The sequence below is a fragment of the Enterobacter sp. SM3 genome (genome assembly GCF_009811935.2).
GTDB classification, from domain to species: Bacteria; Pseudomonadota; Gammaproteobacteria; order Enterobacterales; family Enterobacteriaceae; genus Enterobacter; species Enterobacter asburiae_D.
This window is the reverse complement of record NZ_CP099971.1, coordinates 2,218,458-2,242,181: the sequence shown is the minus strand read 5'-3', so window position 1 is coordinate 2,242,181 and position 23,724 is coordinate 2,218,458. Positions and strand designations below refer to the sequence as shown.

The 23,724-nt window shown below is 54.4% G+C and carries 25 protein-coding genes; 4 read left to right on the top strand and 21 right to left on the bottom strand.

Annotated elements, in window-relative coordinates:
- Positions 1 to 124 precede the first annotated feature (124 nt).
- Positions 125 to 595 carry a hypothetical protein gene (locus GVO84_RS10625; RefSeq protein ID WP_159514079.1) on the top strand — a complete coding sequence of 157 codons (471 nt, stop codon included), beginning with the start codon at positions 125 to 127 and terminating at the stop codon, positions 593 to 595.
- Positions 596 to 642: 47 nt separating this feature from the next.
- On the opposite strand, the gene GVO84_RS10620 is transcribed toward GVO84_RS10625, so the two are convergent.
- The gene (locus GVO84_RS10620) at positions 643 to 1,566 is read right to left on the bottom strand and encodes a LysR substrate-binding domain-containing protein (protein ID WP_159514078.1); all 924 of its coding nucleotides are present in this window, start codon (positions 1,564 to 1,566) and stop codon (positions 643 to 645) included.
- A gap of 24 nt (positions 1,567 to 1,590) precedes the next feature.
- On the bottom strand, positions 1,591 to 2,127 hold the full coding sequence (locus tag GVO84_RS10615) for a MarR family winged helix-turn-helix transcriptional regulator (RefSeq protein WP_159514077.1): 537 nt from the start codon (positions 2,125 to 2,127) through the stop codon (positions 1,591 to 1,593).
- Positions 2,128 to 2,257: 130 nt separating this feature from the next.
- Here GVO84_RS10615 and GVO84_RS10610 point away from each other — a divergent pair, with 130 nt between their 5' ends.
- Together GVO84_RS10610 and GVO84_RS10605 are read left to right on the top strand one after the other, a co-directional pair.
- Entirely contained in the window at positions 2,258 to 3,418 is a 1,161-nt protein-coding gene (locus GVO84_RS10610) for an MFS transporter (protein ID WP_159514076.1), read from the top strand.
- Positions 3,419 to 3,500: 82 nt separating this feature from the next.
- Positions 3,501 to 3,938, top strand: a complete 438-nt coding sequence (locus tag GVO84_RS10605; RefSeq protein ID WP_159514075.1) for a glyoxalase — start codon at positions 3,501 to 3,503, stop codon at positions 3,936 to 3,938.
- 119 nt (positions 3,939 to 4,057) lie between these two features.
- On the opposite strand, the gene GVO84_RS10600 is transcribed toward GVO84_RS10605, so the two are convergent.
- From GVO84_RS10600 to GVO84_RS10580, 5 genes are all read right to left on the bottom strand, one after another.
- Positions 4,058 to 4,870 (bottom strand): hypothetical protein, encoded by an 813-nt coding sequence (locus GVO84_RS10600; protein WP_159514074.1) that lies wholly within the window; start codon positions 4,868 to 4,870, stop codon positions 4,058 to 4,060.
- A gap of 341 nt (positions 4,871 to 5,211) precedes the next feature.
- On the bottom strand, positions 5,212 to 5,946 hold the full coding sequence (locus GVO84_RS10595) for an ETEC_3214 domain-containing protein (protein ID WP_236545814.1): 735 nt from the start codon (positions 5,944 to 5,946) through the stop codon (positions 5,212 to 5,214).
- A 310-nt stretch (positions 5,947 to 6,256) separates the two neighbouring features.
- Positions 6,257 to 7,747, bottom strand: coding sequence for a hypothetical protein (locus tag GVO84_RS10590; RefSeq protein ID WP_121423614.1), 1,491 nt, complete (start codon positions 7,745 to 7,747; stop codon positions 6,257 to 6,259).
- Entirely contained in the window at positions 7,747 to 9,399 is a 1,653-nt protein-coding gene (locus GVO84_RS10585; protein WP_121423613.1) for a hypothetical protein, read from the bottom strand. The genes GVO84_RS10590 and GVO84_RS10585 overlap by 1 nt, the downstream gene beginning before the upstream one ends.
- Before the next feature lie 368 nt (positions 9,400 to 9,767).
- Positions 9,768 to 10,250: a glutathione peroxidase gene (locus GVO84_RS10580; protein ID WP_121423612.1), complete on the bottom strand. Its 483-nt coding sequence runs from the start codon at positions 10,248 to 10,250 to the stop codon at positions 9,768 to 9,770.
- Between the two features lie 135 nt (positions 10,251 to 10,385).
- On the opposite strand from GVO84_RS10580, the gene GVO84_RS10575 reads away from it, so the two are divergent.
- Positions 10,386 to 11,618, top strand: a complete 1,233-nt coding sequence (locus GVO84_RS10575; RefSeq protein ID WP_159514073.1) for a serine hydrolase domain-containing protein — start codon at positions 10,386 to 10,388, stop codon at positions 11,616 to 11,618.
- 22 nt (positions 11,619 to 11,640) lie between these two features.
- Here GVO84_RS10575 and GVO84_RS10570 read toward each other — a convergent pair whose 3' ends face one another.
- The 14 genes from GVO84_RS10570 to paaA all read right to left on the bottom strand — a co-directional run bounded on the left by GVO84_RS10570 (position 11,641) and on the right by paaA (position 23,677).
- A complete protein-coding gene (locus tag GVO84_RS10570; RefSeq protein ID WP_159514072.1) occupies positions 11,641 to 12,384 on the bottom strand; it encodes an SDR family oxidoreductase in 744 nt (247 codons plus the stop codon).
- A gap of 100 nt (positions 12,385 to 12,484) precedes the next feature.
- Positions 12,485 to 13,081, bottom strand: coding sequence for a phenylacetic acid degradation protein PaaY (paaY, locus tag GVO84_RS10565; protein ID WP_023619119.1), 597 nt, complete (start codon positions 13,079 to 13,081; stop codon positions 12,485 to 12,487).
- Between the two features lie 9 nt (positions 13,082 to 13,090).
- Positions 13,091 to 14,026, bottom strand: a complete 936-nt coding sequence (gene paaX, locus GVO84_RS10560; protein WP_021241337.1) for a phenylacetic acid degradation operon negative regulatory protein PaaX — start codon at positions 14,024 to 14,026, stop codon at positions 13,091 to 13,093.
- Between the two features lie 142 nt (positions 14,027 to 14,168).
- Positions 14,169 to 15,485 carry a phenylacetate--CoA ligase PaaK gene (gene paaK, locus GVO84_RS10555; RefSeq protein ID WP_136194799.1) on the bottom strand — a complete coding sequence of 439 codons (1,317 nt, stop codon included), beginning with the start codon at positions 15,483 to 15,485 and terminating at the stop codon, positions 14,169 to 14,171.
- Positions 15,486 to 15,512: 27 nt separating this feature from the next.
- Positions 15,513 to 16,718: a 3-oxoadipyl-CoA thiolase gene (gene pcaF / locus GVO84_RS10550; RefSeq protein ID WP_159515629.1), complete on the bottom strand. Its 1,206-nt coding sequence runs from the start codon at positions 16,716 to 16,718 to the stop codon at positions 15,513 to 15,515.
- Positions 16,711 to 17,139 (bottom strand): hydroxyphenylacetyl-CoA thioesterase PaaI, encoded by a 429-nt coding sequence (gene paaI, locus GVO84_RS10545; protein ID WP_159514071.1) that lies wholly within the window; start codon positions 17,137 to 17,139, stop codon positions 16,711 to 16,713. The genes pcaF and paaI overlap by 8 nt, the downstream gene beginning before the upstream one ends.
- On the bottom strand, positions 17,129 to 18,553 hold the full coding sequence (gene paaH / locus GVO84_RS10540) for a 3-hydroxyacyl-CoA dehydrogenase PaaH (protein WP_159514070.1): 1,425 nt from the start codon (positions 18,551 to 18,553) through the stop codon (positions 17,129 to 17,131). Before paaH ends, paaI begins: the two co-directional genes overlap by 11 nt.
- A 1-nt stretch (position 18,554) precedes the next feature.
- Complete coding sequence (gene paaG / locus GVO84_RS10535) at positions 18,555 to 19,343, bottom strand: 2-(1,2-epoxy-1,2-dihydrophenyl)acetyl-CoA isomerase PaaG (protein ID WP_121423606.1); 789 nt, start codon at positions 19,341 to 19,343, stop codon at positions 18,555 to 18,557.
- Complete coding sequence (gene paaF, locus GVO84_RS10530) at positions 19,343 to 20,110, bottom strand: 2,3-dehydroadipyl-CoA hydratase PaaF (RefSeq protein WP_159514069.1); 768 nt, start codon at positions 20,108 to 20,110, stop codon at positions 19,343 to 19,345. The genes paaG and paaF overlap by 1 nt, the downstream gene beginning before the upstream one ends.
- Positions 20,107 to 21,177, bottom strand: a complete 1,071-nt coding sequence (paaE, locus tag GVO84_RS10525) for a 1,2-phenylacetyl-CoA epoxidase subunit PaaE (RefSeq protein ID WP_121423604.1) — start codon at positions 21,175 to 21,177, stop codon at positions 20,107 to 20,109. The genes paaF and paaE overlap by 4 nt, the downstream gene beginning before the upstream one ends.
- A gap of 7 nt (positions 21,178 to 21,184) precedes the next feature.
- On the bottom strand, positions 21,185 to 21,682 hold the full coding sequence (paaD, locus tag GVO84_RS10520) for a 1,2-phenylacetyl-CoA epoxidase subunit PaaD (RefSeq protein WP_159514068.1): 498 nt from the start codon (positions 21,680 to 21,682) through the stop codon (positions 21,185 to 21,187).
- Positions 21,683 to 21,693: 11 nt separating this feature from the next.
- A complete protein-coding gene (gene paaC / locus GVO84_RS10515) occupies positions 21,694 to 22,440 on the bottom strand; it encodes a 1,2-phenylacetyl-CoA epoxidase subunit PaaC (protein ID WP_159514067.1) in 747 nt (248 codons plus the stop codon).
- Between the two features lie 8 nt (positions 22,441 to 22,448).
- Positions 22,449 to 22,736 (bottom strand): 1,2-phenylacetyl-CoA epoxidase subunit PaaB, encoded by a 288-nt coding sequence (paaB, locus tag GVO84_RS10510; protein WP_003857353.1) that lies wholly within the window; start codon positions 22,734 to 22,736, stop codon positions 22,449 to 22,451.
- Between the two features lie 11 nt (positions 22,737 to 22,747).
- Entirely contained in the window at positions 22,748 to 23,677 is a 930-nt protein-coding gene (gene paaA / locus GVO84_RS10505) for a 1,2-phenylacetyl-CoA epoxidase subunit PaaA (protein ID WP_236545811.1), read from the bottom strand.
- Positions 23,678 to 23,724: the final 47 nt, after the last annotated feature.

Sequence of the window (23,724 nt, the reverse complement as noted above, 5' to 3'; positions counted from 1 at the left end):
GCAACATTGAGTAAAACTCACTTTGATTTCCACTATTAATCGTTTTTCAAAAGCAATGGCTCTGAAATACCATCCATTCATCCCTGGGATAGAAAAAATAATACCAAGCCTGTATGGAGCACCTATGACACTCGATGTTTTATTCCATGTAATGAATATTATCTCGCCTCATAAATTTAGCGCCCAAGCAAATGCGCATGAGTTGATAACGTTACTTTCAACAGAAAAGGAAAGTTCAGAGGCGCTGTCACCTCTAATCCATCGGCTGCACCTCCTCTCGTTCGCCCAAAGCAATTCAGCTAACGCCGAAGAGTTGCTCTCAGCGCATTTACCAAAAGAGGATGGGATCCTTCCGCTGCTTGACTTTGCGGAGTGGCCAAAGGTGCGTTACGCCACGTCAGGCGAAGCTCAGACGCGTGAATCTGAGGAGTATTTCCGTGAAATGACATGGGCGGCCAATCTGTTACGCACTGCGCTGATCGATGCTGAACGTGCAAAAGGGACGCCTGCGCTTTATATTCTGGATAAATTGCTCAACCTGAACAGCGCCCTGCCGGAAAGATATAAAAAGATGGCGAATATTCCCTACGCATAAATACGTTCAGGATGCGGAATATTCCAAAATTAATATTCCGCTATTTATTAAACCCGATTTTCATTGTATTCAAGACAGACGATTTTCAAAGAAGGTACCACCGGCGCATTAAGGTTAAGCCACGCCAGCAACCGTTCAATACTCTGTCTTCTGAGCGAATGTTTCGGCCAGACAAGGTAATAGCCGTCCCCTGTTGCTATCGCTTCCCTGAAGGGCAGCGCGAGCAGACCGCTTTTCAGCGCGTCGAGCGTGAGGCGGAGATCGGCCATCGCCACCCCGTGACCGTGCATGGCGGCCAGGCTTCCCTGCTCCAGGGTGTCGAACACTATCCCTCGACTCACGTCGAGACCGGGGAATGACCCCGTTCTTTTCAGCCAGCGCTTCCAGTCCCGTCTGTCCGGAGAGGGATGGATAAGATCGCACTCTGGGAGCTGATGCCGGGCAGATTCAAGCAACGACGGGGTACAAACCGGAATGAGCCATTCACTGAAGAGCAGCCTGCTTTCCGTTGACTCGCCGAAATAGCCATTACCGAGGAGGATCGCACAATCGTATGGCTCACGACTAAAGTCAACGGTGTCGAAGTCCATCCAGACACTGGCAATTTCAATTTGTGGCTTCGCGTGGTTCTCGCGAAAGGATTTAAGCACATTCAGAAGCCATCGCATTGTCAGGGTGCTGGGAGCTTTGAGGCGCAGAAGATGATTTTCGCTTCTGAATGCGCGACACGCCCACTCAATATTCGAGAAACTTTCGCTAAGCTGTCCGGCCAGAACGCGCCCGGCATCACTGACCTCCACTCTTGGCCCTTGACGTTTAAAGAGCTCACAGTCGAACCACATTTCAAGCGTCCGGACATGTCTGCTGACCGCGCCTGGCGTGATATTCAGTGCTTCAGCCGCTTTGCTGAAGGAGTTAAGCCGCGCGGCAACTTCAAAAGCGCGCAGCGCATACAGTGGCGGTAAAGACATACGTTCCCTTTCTGTGAGGTTTAACTATGCAGTGTTTGTATTATCGGCACTCGGTGACTTGTCGCCCAGGCCCTCTGGCGGAAATGTCAGCAGCAGCTCCCTGAGCAGGGACTCAAGCTGCGCGCGCTGCGCGTCAGATAAGCTACTCAGCAGCGCATTTTGGGTTTGTGTATGCACGATCAGCGCCTGTTCGATACGCTCCTGTCCGTGCGGCGTCAGGCTTACGAGGGTGCTGCGCTTGTCATCCGGATCGGCAATTCGCCTGATAAGCCCTTGCTGTTCGAGATGGCTGAGCCGGTTCGTCATTGCCCCTGAGGTGATCAGCAGCGATTTATACAGCTGCGTGGGGGAAAGGCAGTACGGCTCACCGGCACGGCGCAGCGTGGCGAGCACGTCAAACTCGCCTTCGCGAAAGCCAAACTGCGCCATGGCCTGCGCCCGTTTTTTTCCCAGATGCTTCATCAGCCGGAGCATTCGGCCAAAAATTTTCATCGACGAGGCGTCCAGCTCCGGCATGGCACGGCTCCACTGGCCGACAACAAAGTCTACATGGTCTTTCATTTTCACCCCTGATGGCGTGGGTATTTATCCTGTTGTGCGGTACATCTTACGCAAAAACAGATTTTATCTTAACGTTAAGATAAATGCTCGCGGCAATTTGTGCGAGCCATTCACAACCGAAAAGGACTCCATGTTGAAACGCACGTCGCCTTTACTCTTCGCCGTTATCGCTTTTATCGTCGGGCTGAACCTGCGCCCTATTCTGGCTTCTGTCGGACCGTTATTTTCCGTGCTGCAGCGCGAAGCGGGGCTGACCGCTACGCAATTCAGCCTGCTGACCACCCTGCCGGTCGCGATGATGGGACTGGCCGCCTTATGTGGGCCCTGGCTTTTAGCCAGAGTCGGCGCCGTACGGGGAATTATGCTCGGGCTCTTCATCCTGCTTGTAGCCTGCTTATTACGCGGTTTTAGCGCCTCACCGGAGAGTCTTATGAGCACCGCGTTACTTGGCGGAGCAAGCATAGGTACGATCCAGGCGTTAATGCCCGCCCTTATCAAAAAGGAATATACGCAAACGGCCAGCACGATAATGTCGCTTTTCAGCACGGGCATTATGGCCGGTGCGGCGGTCGCCGCCGCCAGCGCCGAGCCGTTGTTTTCATGGCTCACGCTGAAGCCCACGCTAGCGATGGCCGGGCTGTTAGCGCTGCTGGCGCTGATACTGTGGTTGACTCTGGTTAAGCATTCTCGCGAGGAAAAAACAGCACACGAAACCGTTACGCTCTCTTCCTCCCGTACAGCGCTACTGTTGCTCTTTTTCGGCGTGGGAACAGGAGCCTATACGCTGGTATTAGCCTGGCTGCCCCCGCTCTATATTCAGGCGGGATGGTCCGCGCGCAGCAGCGGCTACATGTTGGCCTGGCTGACGTTGACCGAGGTTGTCGCAGGGTTTGCCGTCTCCGCGCTGATCGGTAAATTCCCCGACCGTCGCGTGCCGCTGATCGCCGTATTGCTGCTTCTGCTGGCGGGATTACTGTGTCTGGTCTTTTCGCCGGGTACAACGCCGGTGTTATCCACGCTGCTGCTTGGCACCGGGATCGGCGCTCTCTTCCCGCTGTCTCTTATCGTCACGTTCGATCATGCGCGAACGCCCGCGCAGGCCGGGAAGTTACTGTCTAAAGTTCAGGGCGGCGGATACCTGATCGCCGCGCTTATGCCGTTAATTGCGGGGATCGTCCGCGACAGTTCGCTCTCGCTGACCAGCGCATGGCTGATCATGAGTGCGGGAGTCGTGCTGCTGATCGTCATCGCGCTGAATTTTAAACCGATCGTGGACGTGCAGGCACGGTGAATGCGATACCAGAATTGAGAGTCGTATTTGAGCCAGTCGTAAGATAAATTCAGGGTGAATTTCACCTCATTCAGGAGTGGATATGTCGCAAGCGCTACCAGAAATTGATGTCTTATTTGTCGCCGGGTTCGGGCCCATTTCGCTGGATACGGAGTCCAGCACCGCGTTTTATGTCCAGACACTCGGCCTTCCGCTTAAGCCGATGGAGGGGAACAGCGATTATCTACTCACTGAAGAGGGCCAACTGGAAGGCGTGAAGCATTTCGCCGTCTGGCCGCTCGCACAGGCGGCAGCGTCCTGTTTTGGAGAAGAACAGTGGCCAGTTGAGCACCCGATACCGCAGGGCTGGGTTGAGTATGAGGTGCAGGATCTGGACTCGGCTACCCGCGTTCTGAGTGATAAAGGCTATCGGCTGCTGGTGGCTAATCGTATTGAACCGTGGGGACAAACCGTCACTCGCCTGCTCAGCCCGGAAGGCTTGCTTACCGGACTGACGATTACGCCGTGGCTGCGGGGGTAATGGGGTTTTGCTTTAGGCGAATTTATTAAGGGAAATGTCTGCTTTGAGCTATGAGCAGACATTATTAACTGCGATATGTATGAATTAACAGGAACAACTCAGCAGACACATCATTGTGACTAGAATGACAAGGTCAGGTTTTCATTTTTCACGATAATTTTTTTGTTGTTGATAACCAGCAGAGAAGATGTTCCTACACCAGTAAATAGCGCGTCCCCCTTAAAGAAGGTCTGATCGTGATTGCCAGTTAAATGTCTTGCCATTTCCAGTTCGCTTCCTTTCAGAAGAATTGTCACATTGGTTTTGCGCACGCCAATGTACTTCATGCCTGCATCGCTAAGCACAGGTGCCATATTTGAAAGCATAAAAAAGAGAACGAAAATCAAAACCAAAATTGATATGGCGGTACTTTTTTTATCTTCTTCTTTTATCTTTTTATCAATATATGTATAGGGGATCAGTGTGATCAAAAATGCCGTAAATAGTAATGACAATATAACAGATTTCCCATCCAACATTTCATTTGCGCTACCAAAAATAAGAAAAAGCCCCCCCATAAATGCAATAATTAAATGGGCAAATAAAGCAACATAAATCCTCATACTCCTCCCTACTTTAAGTGTTATTTTCAGTCTTCCGCGCCACTCTTCACGTTTTATTTTTTTATTGGGCGTGAGGAATAAAATAAATTTCGTGCAGTAATAGGAGGTTACAACCGACATGGAATACCATATTGCAAGAGAGAATGTAAGAAAAATTGAAAAAGATATAATGACAAGAAGAAAAAATATGACATCAGAAAGTGATAAGCCTGTAGGTAAGAATCCAATTCTCATCGAGTAAATCATAAATACCGCCACACCGCCCCCTATCAGGGAAAGGTAGATATTTTTTGCCATATTCATATTTAAAATGTTGCTTATAGAAATCACTTCCTGACTCCATTTATATGCTAAAGGTGATATAAAAATGAAAACTGTCGTCCATCATATTGAGGCATCAGACGCAATGAGGATAGAGGATGTAGTTATGGAAGTGCTATTATCTACTTATGATATTCACTCATCCTTCATCTTTTTTTATCTATAGCAGTAAATATTCTTGTAAACCATTTGCTGCGGATGAATACTTACAACTTACGTTCCTGTCACCAGACTGCTGAAGAAATGGTCCGTGAGTCTGCTTCGAGCGAAAAGCATAACTGACTGGCTAATCTAATGGTGATAGTCTACATTCAAGCGAAACAAACTTGTACAATGTTTGAACACCACCACTAATCTTTATCTGGAATATCTCTCGCATCGTAATAATCAATCCCAAGTCTAAAGCTTAACTCAAGACCCTCAGGGCCTCCGTTTATATCACCTACGCCAAATGTATTAGGAGCATTTTTGCTTCTGAATTCTTCAAGATCTTTTTTATTTGGAGGAAATTCATTGTTATTATAAAAATCAGGGAGCGAATGCAACTCAACGTAATCAACGCCAGCAGGATTATAAGCAAGGTAAAAATTTCTATAGTTACCCGGATTTCCTAAGTAGTGCCCTTCTTCATATTGATAGAATTTTGAAGAATGATCAAAATGCAAATAGTTAATATCATTTCCAAAGTCTTTGAACTTATGCCCAAGGGTTTTACCCAGATAAGGCACTTCAGGATGAAAGTCCTTATCTTTGCTGGTTACGGAATAGAGTATCACTGTGTTCTTATTATCATAAACCACCTGTAGATAGAACTTCCTGAATGAGTAAATATACTCATTCACCTTACCATCCTCAGAATGTTCTTCTTTCACAGGTGCGCCAAAAATTGATTCGATATACTTTATCGATGCCCCGGTATAAATTACGTGAAGATTATCTTCCGCTTTTTTTTGAAAAAATTTATCTGCGATATTCTGATACAAGTCAAATACTGCATTTAGCGCTCCAAAGTATCCAGAAACGGCAAGCACACCACTCAAAATAATAGCAATAAATGATTTTTCAAGTACTTTTTTTGTAGCCATCAATTTTACTCGTCATTACATTTTCTAGTATTGTACGTATTACTGACTATAAAGTAAAACAATGCCACGTTAAAACAGGCATCATCAATGATGATTAAATCGAAATTTATCTTAAGCATGATTTCAATTTATGATATTAGAGCACCTTCTGCTGCTGGCACTGATCCGCTATAAAAATCCATACATCTCAAAGGATATTTCCGCCTTGCAATGAATGTGCCTTTTCTGCTTTTCGTTTACAGATTAGCCAGTGCCTGGTTTATTAATACCAGGCATCCAGGCTTTGCATTTATTCAATGAGATCGTATTCTTAACCCGCTTTTAGCATTCGTCGAAGTTCATGGTCCATATATTCATCTACAGCGCTGGCATCAATTCCACCGGCTTTGTACCAGACATGGAGCTCTTTAATTGCCAGCGTTCCAAATCTTGCCCAGCCGATGAGGTTCGTTCTCAAGAGGAACTGAATCATTTCTCCTCCTGAACGAAGTGCCGCATCGCCTGCATCCATCAAGCACAAGGTTCCATGCGCAACCAGCAACATTCGCCTGAGTTCTGGGTTTTTCGCAGAAGGGATACATTCACCCCAGGCCTTCTTATGGTAGCAACGTTGTTTAACTGTCCAGGTGATCCGCACAAGCAGTTCAGTAATCAGAACAGGGATCGCCATCGCTAATCCATGCCGTAAGTCGTATCCTTTCTCAAAAACCTGGACGGCGACAGTCGCGAAAGACTGGCGATGCTGACCAAATTCACCCACGTCAATAAACTGAAGTAATGAAAAGAAAGGAATTGGGATACCAGAGCCTCTTCCTTGCGCACCGGAAGAGCCCGCCATATCAGAAAAAAGATGGCCCATCCAGTTTACGAAACCACTAAATACTTTAGAGACAAAGTTATTCCCTTTAAGCTCAAAAGTTTCGGTATCTACGGAAACCAGTTTTCCGTCTGCCACAAAATGTGCCGTGCTGGTAAATTGATCAAGGATCGAGAAAAATAAACCGACTAAGTCCGGGGAGTGGGCAAGACTTTTAATATGGTGATTCTTCGTGTTCATCCTGAACAGACCGTCAACATCGCCGCCATGCCGATGGTCATAGTTGACCTTGAATTTTCTCTCCAGAAAACCGATAGCGCTTTTTGTAGGATCACTCCCTTCTGCACCGCCTTTCCAGCCAAAGGCTGAGGCGAATTTCTCGACTGCACCGTCCACTGCATTATCTGCAAGCTGGGTCAGCTTTCCTTCACCAGGTGCGCCTACCAGAAAAATATCGATAAGCCCGCCAATAACGCCACAGGTGCCGGCGATCATGTAATCATATTTGTCGCAGCGGGCAGTCTTAAAAGTAAAGTCTTCCTGAATGCGTTTCTCCAGAGCAATTCTCTGAGTTGGGGACATCAGGGCGCTAAACGGATCGACAGTTAAATCGACATTATGCTTATGGGCATAGTGCGATACGGACTGGGAATAGGTTTCCCAGTCCGTATCGCTGGTGAACGCTATTGTTTCTATCATCGACAGTTTACTGATACTGGACGATGACGGGGTCAAACCGGATTCAAGGTAATCGCTGAATTCACTGGAAACCGTTGTGTGGAAATTCTCATCAAACGTGATACCTGCGTGTTCCAGAACACCATCCATAGCGAGAATCATTTCATCTAAAGCAGCATCGGTATCAGTTTGCAAAGCGTTAAGTGCATCCAGAGCGGCATCAAGGTCACTTAATTGACTCTCGCTTTGTTCAAGCTGGTGCTTCTGCACCAGCAAGGCCGATACCTGAGTATCCGGTTTTTTCATTATGAGAATAATCCAGTCAATTTGCCTTTAATAACGTCCCCCGCTCTGAAATAGCCGATGCCTTCAAAGATGGCGGCAAGTTTTTCTAATTGCTGAGTAGCTGTGTCTTCTTTAATTTTACGTTTTTTCACTTCAACAGTCTTACCATCGTGTTGCTCTTCGACAATACATTCTTCATAGAATGAAAGAACAATATCATAGAATTGTTTTTTGATGGGTTCTCGGGTCAGAGAACTGAGTTTAGCCTCATCAAGGTAGACAGGGCACTTAAGTTTGAGTGCACTGTTTTGCATCTTATTCGATTTCTTATTCAATTCATCCGCCGCGCCGGTCAATGCATTCATCATCTTCTGGAGCTTTTGAATTTTTTCACCTTGCCGATTGTGCGCATCCAGAGCGTCGTTAAACTTGCCAGAAATATAATTGAGATCATTAATTAACGCGGACAATGTGGATTGTGTCTGCTTGATGACTTCATTCAGCATCAGTTCCCGGCGCTTGGATTTATCCAGTTCATTAGCACCCGTAAGATGACGAATCCCTTTATAGGCCCCTACACCTAATAACACCGCAACACCAATACCCGTTGCCATACTTGAAAATCCCAGCACGCCGCCAAGTCCAAGCGTTGCGAGGCCAGAAGTGATGCCCGCAGCGGACATACCGATAACAGAGCCAGAAAGATAGACAGCAGCAAGCGGCACACCTACCGCACCGGCTTTTGCCGTAAGTTCTTTCATGCTGCGTTTCAGCGCATCGTCGGAAAAATCTTCTCGTAACATCTTAAAGTCTTGCTGAATAGCCATCACTGCAAGCTCTATTTCTTCGTCAGTTACGCTCAGCAAGGGTTGCACTTGCTGAAGAAATGGAAAGTTTTTATATTCACCGTTATTAACACTCATGAAAATGCTAATTAGGTCTTTAACAAGAGAGATTTTTATGGACTTGTTATGGCTAGGTACGCATTCCTGGTCAATAATCGCTATTAACTCTTCAACCGGCATTAGACTGGATTCTGCACCGATGTAACTACGCAGTATAAATCGGGATTCGGTCGTTAACTCAAGTCGGGTCATCAACAAGAGTATTTCGGCAAACTCTTTTTTATCAACCTGACCGTCATCTGAGAACGCCATGTTCACCATGATTTTGACGTAAGCAACTTTGAGAGTTTCTGACATTTCGGCAAGAGTGATGAGCTGATCTTCTTCTGTGAACTCATCAAAGTCACTGATAGTATGCTCAAGAACATCGCTCAGCTTCTTGTAGTTGCACTCCATCAAACTTTTGAGTGGTTTTATCTCGCCATTTTTTAGTTTAAGGGAGACAAATTCTGTTCGCTTTTCCTTTCCTTTATCATTTACGGTGACATCTTCTATATATTCTACGGCATCAATATTGTTGTAGTAGACGTCATAAGGACTTTCAAATGCTTCTTTTATAACCAGTTTTTCACCGGTAAAAACGATGCCATCTTTTGCACTACCAAATACAGTATTATCATAAATGGCAAGCACAGCATTCAGGTTATCAGCGACATTGAATGCTTTAGCGACGTTATTCAGTTTTTTTTCAGGAATGCCTGGAGCAACAAAAACATTCTTACTTACTGAAGGTAAATTTTCCTTAAGGAAGGTATTGACGTTATTCACAACTTTCTCCTTATTCGTTGCAGTGGATCGACGAATAATCGACCCCGGATTTTTGCAAAGTGTGATTATCTCCTCCTGGAGTGTCACATTTTGTCATTAGCTCATCGGTATATAAGTAAAAATATAAAGAGGAGTATGCCATCCGGGCAAGTAAATCATTCACGAAATACTCAAAAGTAAATGGTTTTGTTCTGCCGTTTGCGTGGCATAAACTGATAACATGCTATTAACTAAATAACTTAAGTGAAACCTGCTGTCATCATCACGAGATGCAGCGTGCTGCATTTGCGCCTTCTACAGGCGTTTTTAAGTGACATGTTGTTCATGGAGGAAACAGAGATGCTGGATAATTCCATTCACCAAAACACTCACCTCCCCAAAGCCTCCACAATCGCCCTCTCCATTTTCTCTGGCGTCGTCATCGGCGCAAAACGCTTGAGTGGTTTACCGTCACGTCCGATCAGGAACTTGGTAAAGTTCCACTTGATCCGCCCCCCAAGCACGCCGGGCAATTCGTTTTTCAGATAACGAAACAGCGGGTGCGCTGCGCTACCGTTAACCTCGACCTTCTCGAACATCGGGAAGCTCACGCCGTAGTTGATGTAACAGGTTTTCGAGATTTCGTCGGCGCCGCCGGGTTCCTGTTTACCGAACTGGTTGCAGGGGAAACCCAGCACCACTAACCCTTGATCGGCGTATTTCTTGTATAGCGCTTCAAGGCCACGGTACTGTGGCGTGAAGCCGCACTGGCTGGCGGTATTAACGACCAAAACCACCCTTCCCGCATAGTCGGCCATAGAGATAAGCTGCCCGTCCAGACGTGTGGCAGTAAGTTGATAAAAGCGAGTCATACTGAAATCCTCAAAGCAGGCCGAAAAGTCGCGGTGACCATCAACAGGGACACCACCGTTAGAAAGTTTACATTCAAGCTGGCTATTTGTGATACATTCCTGGCGCGTCAATGACCACCACACTCGCTATCAGGTATGCAGAACATAACAAAAAAAATTCACTGGCTTCTGCTTACTCTCCCACTCCTCAGCGGTTGTGGCACGCTCTCGCAAATGTCTTCACCGGAAGGTACTCAGGAACTTCTCACTCATGACTCGCTGGATGGCGACGTTGACAGCGTGGTGCGTCACTACATGGCGCAAAAATCCGTTCCCGGGATGACGGTCGCGGTGATCCATAATCACGGCTCACCGCAGTTTTACACCTGGGGCGTAACCGATGCGGTCAATCGCTATCCGGTGAGGCCCGATACCCTGTTTGCGCTCGGCTCGCTCAGCAAAGGGATCACGGCGGAAGTGGTGGCTTGTCTGGTGAATGAAGGGCAACTGAACTGGAACGATAACCTGGCGACATTGCTTCCGCCGGGGACGCCGCTTAGCGCGGATGCACAAAAAATCACCCTTCTTGAACTGGTAACCCACACCTCCGGCCTGCCGCGTCAGAATATGGATGTTCCGATGCTTGGAAAATTCATCAGCTACTTAAGCACGGGTGATAATTTCTACGGTGAGCTGGATAGCGATAACGTGCTGCGCTACCTCGCCGACTGGCGAGCGCCAAAGAATAAAGTGCCGCAATATTCCAATACCGGCTACGCGCTGATCGGCTATATCCTGAAACACAAGACTGGCGAGGATATCCAGAGTTTAGCCTCGCGCTATATTTTCCATCCGCTGCAAATGGCTAACAGCAGCTTTACGCCCCGGCAGCTAAAAGGGTACCCCCAGCGTGCGCTTGGCCACGCGGGCGATCAGCCGAAATTTATCCCGCGCGGGCAGCTCACCCCGGACTGGCATTTTTCCAATAACATGGTGGCGGCGGCGAGCCTATACAGTAACGCCGAAGATCTGGCGACCTATGCCCGCTATCACGTCTCAACGACCCACAATCCCCTGCTGGACAGCGTCTTTGCCGAAGTGAGAAATACCGATATTCAACGTCCCGACGGGGTACAGGGTATTGCCTGGACCACCGATTTTATCGGTCTGGAAAAAATCACCTACCAGGTCGGCTATATCGGCGGCTACTCCAGCTTTATCGGCTATGACAAAGAAAAAGGCAATGCGGTGGTGGTACTGCAAAATACCTTTAACTGGAGTAATTACATTGGCATCGCGCTATTAATGGATATGGCGAAAAAAGACAGCCAGAGCCCTGGCAGCCGCTTTGCGATTAATGAGACTCCAAAACGCTTTTATCAGCAATAGTAGTGAAAGCCCGCCGTCAGATTCAGGCCTGATGCGCCAGATCTTCGCGAGTCGGCCCCTGAAAGTAGATCGTGCTGATATGGCAACTTCGAGGCTGAGTCAGTACAAAACGAATTGTTTCCCAGATTGACCATCCATTCACCAGACGTTCCCCCATGCTTGATTGATTATCGACATGCGCCTCTAAGCCGGTCAGTTCAAAATCAGGTGGATATAACCCGGTTACCCGAATGTTTTCTTTGGATAAGTGTTCTGACAGTTTCGTTGTAAAGCCGCTGAGCCCGTGTTTGCTGGCAAAAAAAGCGGGATGGGCAATCGAATCTGTAAAGTTCGGAATACCGCACGCAGATATAATCGCAATGATGTCTGCACTGTCTGAGCGTCTTAAACCTGGTAGCATTGCCTGGGTGAGCAGGATTGAACCTGTCAGGCCTGAACTGACGGTATTGAAGATTTCTGTGCTCGCATGTTCGTCTATCGTCCCTGACAACCACTGAGCAGCATTCAGAATTAAAATATCGATTGGCCTGTCTGAATGTAAGACCTGCGAAGAAAACTGAGAAATGGATTCCGGCAGGGCTAAATCACAGTGATACCCTTTCGCCTCACCACCTTCAGCCGCGATGAGGCTGCAGGTTTTTTGAATATCCACCGCCCGACGGGCGCTAAAATCCACTTCAACGCCCTCTCGGGCAAGCCAGACGCACAGCGCCTGACCAAATCCCCCGCCGCCACCCGTGATAACAGCTCTTTTACCCCTCAGCATAACTCTGCGTCCTCTGTCTTGATGAGTCTGTATCGAGGATTAATAGCATGATGAGGTGAGTAACATCTTCCCGTTAGTGCCGTGGCGCGAACTTCCCGTCCTACACCGCCGATTTCGGCCTTAAATTCTCATCAAACGTCAGCCGTTTCCGGTCAGGTTCAGCCTCGCGCAGCGGCTCTACCTGGTGCATAGTGAGCTTGCAGCGCTCCACCAGCACCTGATACTCCCGCGTGCCCTGCTGTTTCCATGCCAGCTCCTGCTCGCTGAGTTCGCGAATCGCTTTAGCCGGGCTGCCGATAATTAAATGGTTAGCGGGCATCTCCGCTTTCGCCTTCACGAATGCCGCCGCGCCGACGATGCTGTTTTCACCGATGACCGCGCCGTCCATCACCACCGCGTTCATGCCCACCAGCGCATTGCGGCGGATCACGCAGCCGTGGAGAATGGCGCTGTGGCCGATATGCCCGTCCTCCTCCACCACCGTGTCCTGTTCCGGGAAACCGTGCATCACGCAGTTATCCTGAATGTTCGCGCCGTCTTTCACCACGATACGGCCAAAATCACCGCGCAGGCTGGCGTTAGGACCAACATAAACGCCTTTGCCCAGAATCACGTCCCCAATCAGCACCGCCGTCGGGTGAACATAGCTCTCGTCAGGCACGACCGGCGTCAGACCGTCAATTTGATAAACTGGCATCTTCACTCCTTATGCGCTTGTAAGACCACCAAAGCGTTGATAGTAGAGCGTGCCGGGCACGGGAAGTTCGCCCACGGAGGTTTCGCCCTTCTCGCTGACAAACGCCAGCGCCCCCGGCGCGACACGCTGATAGATGTTAATGCAAAGCTGACGGGCGCTTTGCCCCGCCCAGTGCGCAGGCAGCAACTCCTCCGGCAGCAGCGGGTCTTTCAGCACCACGCGACGATAAAAGTGAATCAGCAGCAGCTGGATCTGGAAGCAGCGTTCCGGCGTCAGCTCCTCCGGCGCGGCCTCTTTCAGCAGCGGCAGCAGCGGGCGGAACGAATTGATAAACGACTCGTACATCGCGTTTTGCTCGGTTAACTGCCAGCACTCTTCCACCCGCGAACGCAGCGCGGCGCGGGAGAGCGCCAGCGGCGAGTGGGCTTCAAAGAAAATCACGTTTTCCGCCACCCCGGCATCGTGAAGCAGGGACTGCACGTCCGCCAGATGCTGCGACGGCGAGGCCATCAGGCTCGGTGCCAGCGTGCCAAACCCCTGCCAGATAAGCTGTTTTTTGACGTCGGCAAGGGTGGTTTTATCCAGCCCTTCTGAGAGCAGCAATAACCATTTGCCGTCCCAGGCGGGCAGCTCCGCGCGGTAGATCTTATTCTCCGCGCGACGCGTCAGACGCAGCCCTTTGTCGCTCAGGCGGTAAAAGCTGCGACGCCCGATGCGGGAAACGTCCAGCCAGCCCTCTTTGTTGAGGCGAAATAGCGCGGTGCGCACGAAGCGCTCGCCAAACCCCATGCCTTCCAGCAGGGCCGCCAGGCTGCCGAGCCAAATCTCACCGCCGCGATGGGAAAGCGCGTCACCGTATAACGAGGAGATAAGCGAGGTCCCGCTGACGGGAACGGAGCTGACCGCGTGCTGGATGAAGGCGTCGAGTTTATTCATGTGATTCATTCTGTTGTTATTTTTGTCCTGGATGAATCATAGCATAGGACCCTCACCCTGACCCTCTCCCCAGAGGGGAGAGCGGAAAAGACCGCACCGTACAGTCCCTTCTCCCCTTTGGGGAGAAGGTTAGGATGAGGGGTAAGGTGTTTTAACCGTTGGCCGCCGCTTTACGCAAATCAAACACCCGGCAGGCTTTCCCCTCGGAGCGCGGAATGCTGCCGCAGTTCACGATCGTCACGTCGGTGGAAATCCCCACCATCGACTTAATGCGGTGGCGCAGCTGGTGGCACACCTGACAGCGCTGCTCGTGCGTCAGCGTGAGGCTACTCTCTTTCAGCTCCACCTTCACGGAAAGTGAATCAAGATGCCCGCGACGGTTTACCTCCAGCTGGTAGTGCGGAGAAAGGTGTTCGAACTTCACAATCTCCTCTTCCAGCTGCGACGGGAAGACGTTGACGCCGCGGATGATCAGCATATCGTCACTGCGGCCGCTGATCCGGTCCATACGACGCATGCTGCGCGCGGTTGCCGGTAGCAGGCGCGTCAGGTCGCGGGTGCGGTAGCGGATCACCGGCAGCGCCTCTTTGGTCAGCGTGGTGAACAGCAGTTCGCCCTGCTGACCGTCATCCAGCGGCGTGCCGTCGTTCGGGTTGACGATCTCCGGGTAGAAGTGATCTTCCCAGATGGTTGGGCCGTCGACGGTTTCGATACACTCCATCGCCACGCCCGGCCCCATCACCTCGGAGAGGCCATAAATATCCAGCGCCGTAATGCCTAAGCGTTTTTCAATTTCGCGACGCATGGCCTGCGTCCACGGCTCGGCGCCGAAGACGCCCACGCGCAGGGAACAGCCGCTGGCATCGCCGCCCATCTGGCGCTCCAGCTCTTCAATCAGGTTGAGGCAGTAGGACGGCGTTACCATGATCATATCTGGCTGGAAATCACGGATCAGCTGCGCCTGTTTCTCCGTCTGGCCGCCGGACATCGGGATCACCGTCGCGCCTAAACGCTCGGCCCCGTAGTGCGCCCCCAGCCCACCGGTAAACAGGCCATAGCCATACGCCACGTGAATTTTGTCCTTCGCGCTGCCGCCCGCCGCGCGCAGGGAGCGGGCCACCAGATTGGCCCAGTTGTCGATGTCGCCCTGCGTGTAGCCGACAACGGTCGGTTTGCCGGTGGTGCCGGATGACGCGTGAATGCGCACCACCTGCTCCATCGGCACGGCAAAGGTATCGAAAGGATAGTTATCCCGCAGGTCCTGCTTGGTGGTGCACGGGAATTTGCGGATATCCGCCAGCTCTTTGAAATCGTCAGGGTGAACGCCCGCGGCGTCAAACTTGCGTTTGTACATCGGCACGTTGTTGTAGGCGTGATGCAGCGTCCATTTCAGACGCTCGGTCTGCAGCGCCTGTAACTCGTCAAGGGAGGCCGTTTCAATCGGATCAAGCTTTGTTGTATTTGTCATTGTAGGGTACTCACATTGTTTTTATGCTCAAACACGCTCAAGGATCATGGCAATGCCCTGACCCACACCGATGCACATCGTACATAGCGCATAGCGCCCGCCGCGTCGGTGCAGTTCGTTGCTCGCGGCCAGCGCCAGTCTGGCACCGCTCATTCCCAGCGGGTGGCCCAGCGCAATCGCGCCACCGTTCGGGTTGACGTGCGCGGCATCATCCGGCAGGCCCAGCTGACGCAGCACGCCCAGCGCCTGCGAGGCGAAAGCTTCGTTAAGCTCGACAACGTCCATATCGTTAATACTGAGTCCGGCGCGCTCCAGCACCTTACGGGTAGCGGGTACCGGGCCAAGCCCCATCAGACGTGGCTCCACGCCTGCCGTCGCCATCGCCACGATCCGCGTGCGCGGGACTAGCCCCTGCGCCAGCGCCATCTTCTCGCTGGCGACGATCAGCGCCGCAGCGCCGTCGTTGACGCCGGAGGCATTTCCGGCCGTAATCACTCCGTTCTTACGAAACGGCGTTTTCAGACCGGCGAGCTGCTCGAGCGTAGTGTCCGCGCGCGGGTGTTCATCCACGCTGAACGCCGTAACCGCCCCTTTTTTGCCCGGCACCAGCACCGGCACAATCTCCTGCGCCAGAATGCCGTTCTGCTGCGCCTGCGCGGTACGCTGCTGGCTGCGCAGCGCGAACGCGTCCTGATCGGCACGGCTGATATTTAACAATTCAGCTACATTCTCTGCCGTTTCCGGCATACTGTCAGTTCCGAATTGCTGATGCATGAGCGGATTCACAAATCGCCAGCCGATGGTGGTATCAAAGATCTCCGCCTGACGCTGAAACGCGGCGGTGGCTTTGCCCATCACAAATGGCGCGCGGGACATGGACTCCACGCCGCCCGCGATCAGCAGGTCGCCATCGCCCGCCTTAATGGCGCGCGCCGCAAAACCAATCGCGTCCAGCCCCGAGCCGCACAGGCGGTTAATGGTGGTTCCGGACACCGTCTGCGGCAGCCCGGCGAGCAGGGACGACATGCGCGCGACGTTGCGGTTATCTTCCCCCGCCTGGTTGGCGCAGCCGAAGATCACATCATCGATCCGCTCGAGATCGAGCTGGGGATAGCGGGCCAGCAGCGCGCGCAGCGGCACGGCGCCGAGATCGTCGGCTCGGACTGCGGCAAGCGCGCCGCCGTAGCGCCCCACCGGGGTTCGAACGCCATCACAAATAAATGCGTCACGCATCATGCTCTCCTGTCACGCTGCCGCCGATGCGGTGAGATTTTCCGCGAAAAAGGGCGACGGTTTTCTGTTGTTGGTTCTGGATTTCAATGTCGTATACGCCGGTCAGCCTGCCCTGATGCATCACCCGCGCGGTGGCGGTGAGCGTGTCCCCGGCAAAGCCCGGACGCAGAAAATCAATCGAGCAGCCGGAAGCGACAGCCGCCAGCCCCTGGCTGTTGCAGGCGTAGGCAAAGGCGGTGTCTGCCAGCGAAAAAAGCTGTCCGCCGTGGCAGGTTTTGTGGCCGTTAAGCATTTGCGGGGTGATGGTCATGGTCACCACCGCGTAGCCTTCATCCATGTCGACAATGTCCATCCCCATCGCCTGCGCGCAGGCGTCCCGTTCGTACATCGCGCGGGCGTTATGCCAGGCGTTATGACTCATAGCTACTCTCCAGAAGCGCGCGCTGGCGCAGCAGTGAACAGGGGCGATAGCGCTCTTCGCCGTAATGACGCTGCAGATTCTCCAGCAGCGTAAGCAGCCGCTGCCAGCCCAGACGCTCGCCCCAGGCGATCGGCCCGCTCGGGTAATTCACGCCCAGGCGCATGGCGGTATCGATGTCCTTCTCGCTGGCGACCCCTTTTTGCAGGGCATCCAGCGCTTCGTTGGCAATCATCGCCAGCGTCCGCCAGACCAGCAGGCCGGGATAATCGGCAATTTGCACCACCCGGTTACCCTGCTGTTGCAGGTAGCGGATGGCCTTTTGCGTCGCGGTGTGCGGGTTGCTGGCGGCCGCTGCAATCACCGCTACATCGCGCTCAATGCGGTCCACCACCACCACCGGGCCGTTAAGCCGCAGCGCCAGCGCCTGTGCGGTTTCCCCCTGCGTTTCAATCAGGTACACGTCATCAATTTCGGTGACACCGTCACCTCTTTTTTCCACGCGCATCGGGCTATAGCTATCGTTCACGGCTGGCACCCACCGCACCTCCGGTTTGTCATCCTGCCAATCGTAGACGCCCTTCCCGCTCTTTTTGCCCAGCCGTCCTGCCAGCACCAGCTCCTGCTGCACCAGCGAAGGCAGAAAACGACGCTCCTGCCAGAAGGCGTTAAATACCGAGCAGGTCACCGCGAAATTCACGTCCTGACCAATCATGTCGGTCAGCTCGAGCGGCCCCATCGGGAAACCGCCGCCGTCGCGCAGGGCGGTATCAATCACCTCCGGCGGCGCGACCTGCTCTTCCAGCGCGCGCCAGGCTTCGGAATAGAACGGACGGGCGACGCGGTTGACGATGAACCCCGGCGTGGACTGGCAGCGAACGGGCTGTTTGCCCCAGTTCAGCGCCAGCTCGCACAGCGCGTCGGCCACTTCCGGAGAGGTCGCCAGCCCGCTGACCACCTCTACCAGCTTCATCACCGGTGCCGGGTTAAAGAAATGGAGCCCGGCGACGCGCTCCGGGTGATGAATATCAGCGGCAATCGCCGTGACGGAGATGGATGAGGTGTTGCTGGTCAACAGCGTCTGCGGCGGGCAGACTTCCGCCAGTTTTGCAAACAGCGTTTTTTTAACGTCAAGGCGTTCGGAAGCCGCCTCAATAACCAAATCTGCCGAGGCTAGCGCATCGATATCCGTCACTGGAACCAGTCGGGCGAGGATCTGTCCGCTCGCATCCGCAGAAAGCTTGCCGCGCGTTACCCGAGACGCGAGGCGTTGACGGATGCCGTCAATCGCGCGGGAAATGGCGTCGGCAGAAATGTCGTAAATCAGCACCTGATGACCGTGGCTGGCCGCCACTTCGGCAATGCCTGCGCCCATCGTGCCGCTGCCAATCACGGCGACAGTCCGTATGTTCAGCATCTTATTTCCCCGTAAAGTTTGGCGCGCGCTTCGCCAGGAAGGCGCTGACGCCCTCGCGGTAGTCGTCGCTGCGCCCGGCCAGGCGCTGATAGTCGCGCTCCAGATCGAGCTGGGCGTCCAGGGTGTTGGTTTCCGCGGCGTTGATAGCCTGCTTGATCAGCCCCAGCCCGAAGGTCGGTTGAGACGCAAAATGCAGCGCCATCTGCTGCGCCGTAGTGGAGAGCTGTTCGTCATCCACCACCTGCCAGATCATTCCCCACGCCTGCGCCTGTTCGGCGCTGAGTTTGTCGCCGAGCAGCGCCAGCCCCATGGCGCGGGCGCGTCCGGCCACGCGCGGCAGCAGCCAGGTGCCGCCGCAGTCCGGCACCAGGCCGAGCTTGCTGAAGGCCATCACGAAGTTGGCGGAACGGGCGGCAATGACCATGTCACACCCCAGCGCCAGCGTGGCCCCTGCGCCGGCCGCCACGCCGTTAACGGCACAAATGACCGGTTTCGGCAGCTTTGCCAGGCGGCGCACCAGCGGGTTATAGAAAGTTTCAACGGACATCCCCAGATCCGGCGCCGGGCCGTTGGGGTCGACGTTGCGGTCGTTCAGATCCTGACCGGCGCAAAAGCCGCGTCCCGCCCCGGTGATCAGCAGGCAGCGGATGGCGTCATCCCGCTCGGCCTGCTTCAGGCACTCGGCAAGCTGCTGGTGCATCACGTCGTTAAAGCTGTTCAGACGCTCCGGACGGTTCAGCGTAATGGTCATTACGCCCTGCTCAACATGACTCAGAATAAATTCCACAATTAGCGTCCTTTAAAGTCGGGGGTGCGTTTTTGTAAGAAGGCGTCGATGCCTTCCCGGCGGTCTTCGGTGGCAGAAAGCAGCGTAAACAGCTGGCGCTCCTGCGCGAGCCCGGCCTGGAGCGGCACCTCCTGAGACTGGCGCAGCGCCTGTTTCGCCGCCTGCAGCGCCAGCGGAGAGTGGCGCGCCATCAGCGCCGCCTGCTTCAGGGCATACTCCAGCGTCAGCGCTGGCGGGAAAACATCGCTGACCAGCCCCGCGCTCAGCGCCTGATGCGCGGAAATACTCTCGCCGGTCAGCACCATTTTGCTGGCAAGGGATTTACCGACGCTGCGGATAAGACGCTGGGTGCCGCCCGCGCCGGGCATAATGCCCAGCGTGATTTCCGGCAGACCAAAGCGGGCGTTATCGCCAGCAATGACCACGTCGCACAGCAGCGCCAGCTCGCAGCCTGCGCCCAGCGCGAAGCCGTTCACGGCGGCTATCAGCGGTTTGCTGAACGCGTTAATGCGCGCCCACAGCTGCGGGCGGATATCGTTCAGGGTGGCGGGCAGGTCTTTCTCTGCCATTTCGTTGAGATCGGCCCCGGCGGCAAAGCAGCGCTCGCTGCCGTAAATCACGCAGGCGGAAATCTCGCTGTCAGCAGCCGCGACCTCCAGCTGCTCAGCAAGCTGCGTCAACAGCGCATTGTTGAGGGCGTTGCGCGCCGCCGGACGGTTGAGCGTCAACTGCAGCACGCGTTCATGACGGATAACAATCAGTTCGCTCATGCCATCCCCTTCGCGTCGAAGTCGACAATCACGTCGGCGGTTAACGGCAGCGACTGGCAGCTCAGCACGTACCCGGCGGCCAGCTCGTCCGGCTCCAGGCTGTAGTTGGTCGCCATGTCCACCTTCCCGCGCAGCACTTTGCATTTACAGGTGGCGCATACGCCCCCCTTGCAGGCATACGGGAGATCCGCCCCCTGGCGCAGGGCGGCATCCAGGATGCTTTCGTCGTCCGCCGTCAGGGTGATTTCCCGGTCGCGCCCGTCCTGGCGGACGGTCACTTTCTGCCCTTCCGCCTGGACGTGCACGGCGCGTTTAACGGAGATCCCCGGGGTGTTAAAGCGCTCAAGATGAATCGCTTTGTCCGGCATCCCAAGCGCTTTCAGCGCGGCCTCGGCATCGTCCATCATCGCCGACGGGCCGCAGATAAACGCCTCGTCGTACTGGCGGAAGTTGATCAGGGTTTTCGCCAGCGCCTGCAGCTTTTCCCCGTCGATGCGGCCAAAGAGCAGATCGCTGTCCAGCCGCTCCTGGCTGAAGATGGAGACCAGCTGCAGCCGCTGCGGGTATTTGTCCTTCAGGTCCGCCAGCGCCTGGCGGAACATCATGCTCTGGCTGCTGCGGTTGCCGTAGATCAGGGTGAAATGGCTGTTGGGTTCGGTCGCAAGCGTTGCGGAGATAATCGCCAGCATCGGGGTGATCCCGGAGCCTGCCGCAATCGCCAGGTAGTGGCCTTCGCGGTCAGCCTGCGGCTGGTAGCCAAACTGCCCCTGGGGAACCATGACCTCAAGCGCCATGCCCGCCTTGATCTCATCCCGGGCGTAGCGGGAAAAGCGCCCGCCGTCGATGGCTTTGACCGCCACGCTGATCTCGCCCGGGGCGGTACTCCGGCAGATGGAGTAGCAGCGGCGCAGCTCGTCCCCCTCAAGCTTCGTTTTTAACGTCAGGTGCTGGCCGGGGCGGAAGCGGTAGGCGTCCTGCAGCGCCTGCGGCACCGCGAAGGTGATGGTCACCGCGTCGCGGGTTTCGGGTTCCACTTTTGCCACTGTTAATGAATGAAACGTTGTCATGGCAGCCTCAAATACATTTGAAATAGTCGAAGGGCTCGCGGCAGGTATTGCAGCGGTAGAGCGCTTTGCAGGCCGTCGAACCAAATTCACTGATGAGCGCGGTGTCGGTGCTGGCGCAGCGCGGGCAGCTCACCTCCAAAGGCGCGTGCGCGTGACAGCTATGCCCCACGGGTGGACTGATGCCGTACGCCCGCAGGCGCTCGCGCGCGTCGGCGGTCATCCAGTCGGTGGTCCATGCGGGGTCAAGCTGGAGCACAATGTGCATCGGGGTAAAGCCGTTCGCGGTCATCGCATCGCGGATCGCTCCCAGCAGGTGTTCCGTTGCCGGGCAGCCCGAGTAGGTTGGCGTGAAGCCAATGACCCAGCCTTCCCCCTGCGCCTTCACGCTGCGCACCATGCCTAAATCGGTGATGGTTAACACCGGCACTTCCGGATCGGGGATCTGGCTTAACAGCGACCAGATCTGCGGGATTTGCGCGGGCGCGATGTCGCCGAGGCGTTGCATAGCGTTCTCCTTTACCACTGCTGACCGGGATAGGCGCGCTGGAGATACTGCATTTCCGCCAGCATCGGGCCCAGATGTTCGGTATGCAGCCCCCTCTTGCCACCGGTGCGGTACGCCACCTCTGCGGGCACCTGCAGGCAGGCTTCATTCAGACCGGCATACACTTCACTTTCCCACGGCTGGCGCAGGAGGCGCGGGTCAACCGCCACGCCGGAGTCAATCAATTCCAGCTCCACGTCATCGGCTTCAAACAGCTCCGCCGTAAAACGCCACAGGCCGTCGATGGCCTGCTGCATCTTTTGCGCGGACGTTTCGGTCCCGTCGCCCAGACGCACCAGCCAGCCGCGGCTGAAGCGCAGGTGGTAGCGCGCCTCTTTAATCGCTTTGGCGGCGATGGCGGCAAGCTGGCCGTCGCTGCTTTGGGTCAGGCGTTCGTACAGCGCCACGTTCCAGGCATCCATCAGGTACTGGCGGGCAATGGTGTCGGCGAAGCTGCCGTTTGGCTGCTCCACCAGCAGGACATTGCGGAACTGGCGTTCGTCGCGGCCAAACGCCAGCGTGTCTTCATCGCCCTGGCCTTCCCGTTCCGCGGCATAGGTCAGGAAATTGCGCGCCTGGCCCAGCAGGTCGAGACCGATATTGGCGAGCGCGAGGTCAATTTCCAGCTCCGGCGCGTGGCCGCACCAGGCGCCGAGGCGCTGGGAGAGCACCAGACCGTTGTCGCCCAGACGCAGGGCATAGGCAGTCACTGAATTCATTCTTTGCCTCACATATGCTCGATGCCGTCGGGGATGGTGTAGAACGTCGGATGTCGGTAAACCTTGCTTTCCGCCGGGTCGAAGAACTCACCGCTCTCTTCCGGCTGGGAGGCGACAATCTCGCTCGCCTTAACCACCCAGATAGAACACCCTTCGCTGCGGCGGGTGTAGGCATCACGCGCATTTTCCAGCGCCATGCGATCGTCGGCGGCATGCAGACTGCCCACGTGACGGTGGGATAACCCCTGTTTGCTGCGTACGAACACTTCGTACAGCGGCCAGTAGACATTGCTCATCGTGATTCCTCTTAAGCCACTTTGCGGGCGTGTTGTTTTTCCGCGTGCGCCAGTGCGGCTTCGCGCACCCACGCCCCCTCTTCCCAGGCTTTACGTTTTGCGGCCAGGCGTTCGTGGTTGCAGATGCCGCGTCCGTTAATCACCTCTTCAAACTCCTGCCAGTCGATCTCGCCGAAGCGGTAGTGACCGCTCTCTTCATCCAAACGCAGGTCGGGATCCGGCACCGTCATGCCCAGCATCTCCACCTGCGGTACCGTGTTGTCGACAAAGCGCTGGCGAAGTTCGTCATTGCCGAAGCGTTTGATTTTCCAGGCCAGGCTGCGGGCGCTGTTTGGCGAGTTGTCGTCGTTCGGCCCGAACATCATCAGCGCGGGCCACCAGAAGCGGTTGATGGCGTCCTGCAGCATCTGCCGCTGGGCCTCGCTGCCCTGCGCCAGCGCCATGCAGGCCTCAAAGCCCTGACGCTGGTGGAAGCTCTCTTCTTTACAGATTTTCACCATCGCGCGGGCATACGGACCGTAGGAGGTCCGGCACAGCGCCACCTGGTTGACGATAGCGGCGCCGTCTACCAGCCAGCCGATCACGCCGATATCGGCCCAACTCAGGGTCGGATAGTTGAAGATGGAGGAGTATTTCATCTTGCCGTCGAGCATCTTCTGGTAGATGTCTTCCCGCGCGCAGCCCAGCGTTTCCGCCGCGCTGTAGAGGTAGAGCCCATGCCCGGCTTCGTCCTGCACTTTCGCCAGCAGGATCGCTTTTCGGCGCAGCGTCGGCGCGCGGGCGATCCAGTTTCCTTCCGGCAGCATGCCGACAATTTCGGAGTGCGCATGCTGACCAATCTGACGGATCAACGTCTTACGGTAGGCGTCAGGCATCCAGTCCTGAGGCTCAATCGCCGTCTCCTGCGCTATGCGCTGCTCAAACCGTTGTTCTTGCGTCACGTCATCACCTTTATGATTCGTTAGTTTGCAAATTAAAGCGTAATGTT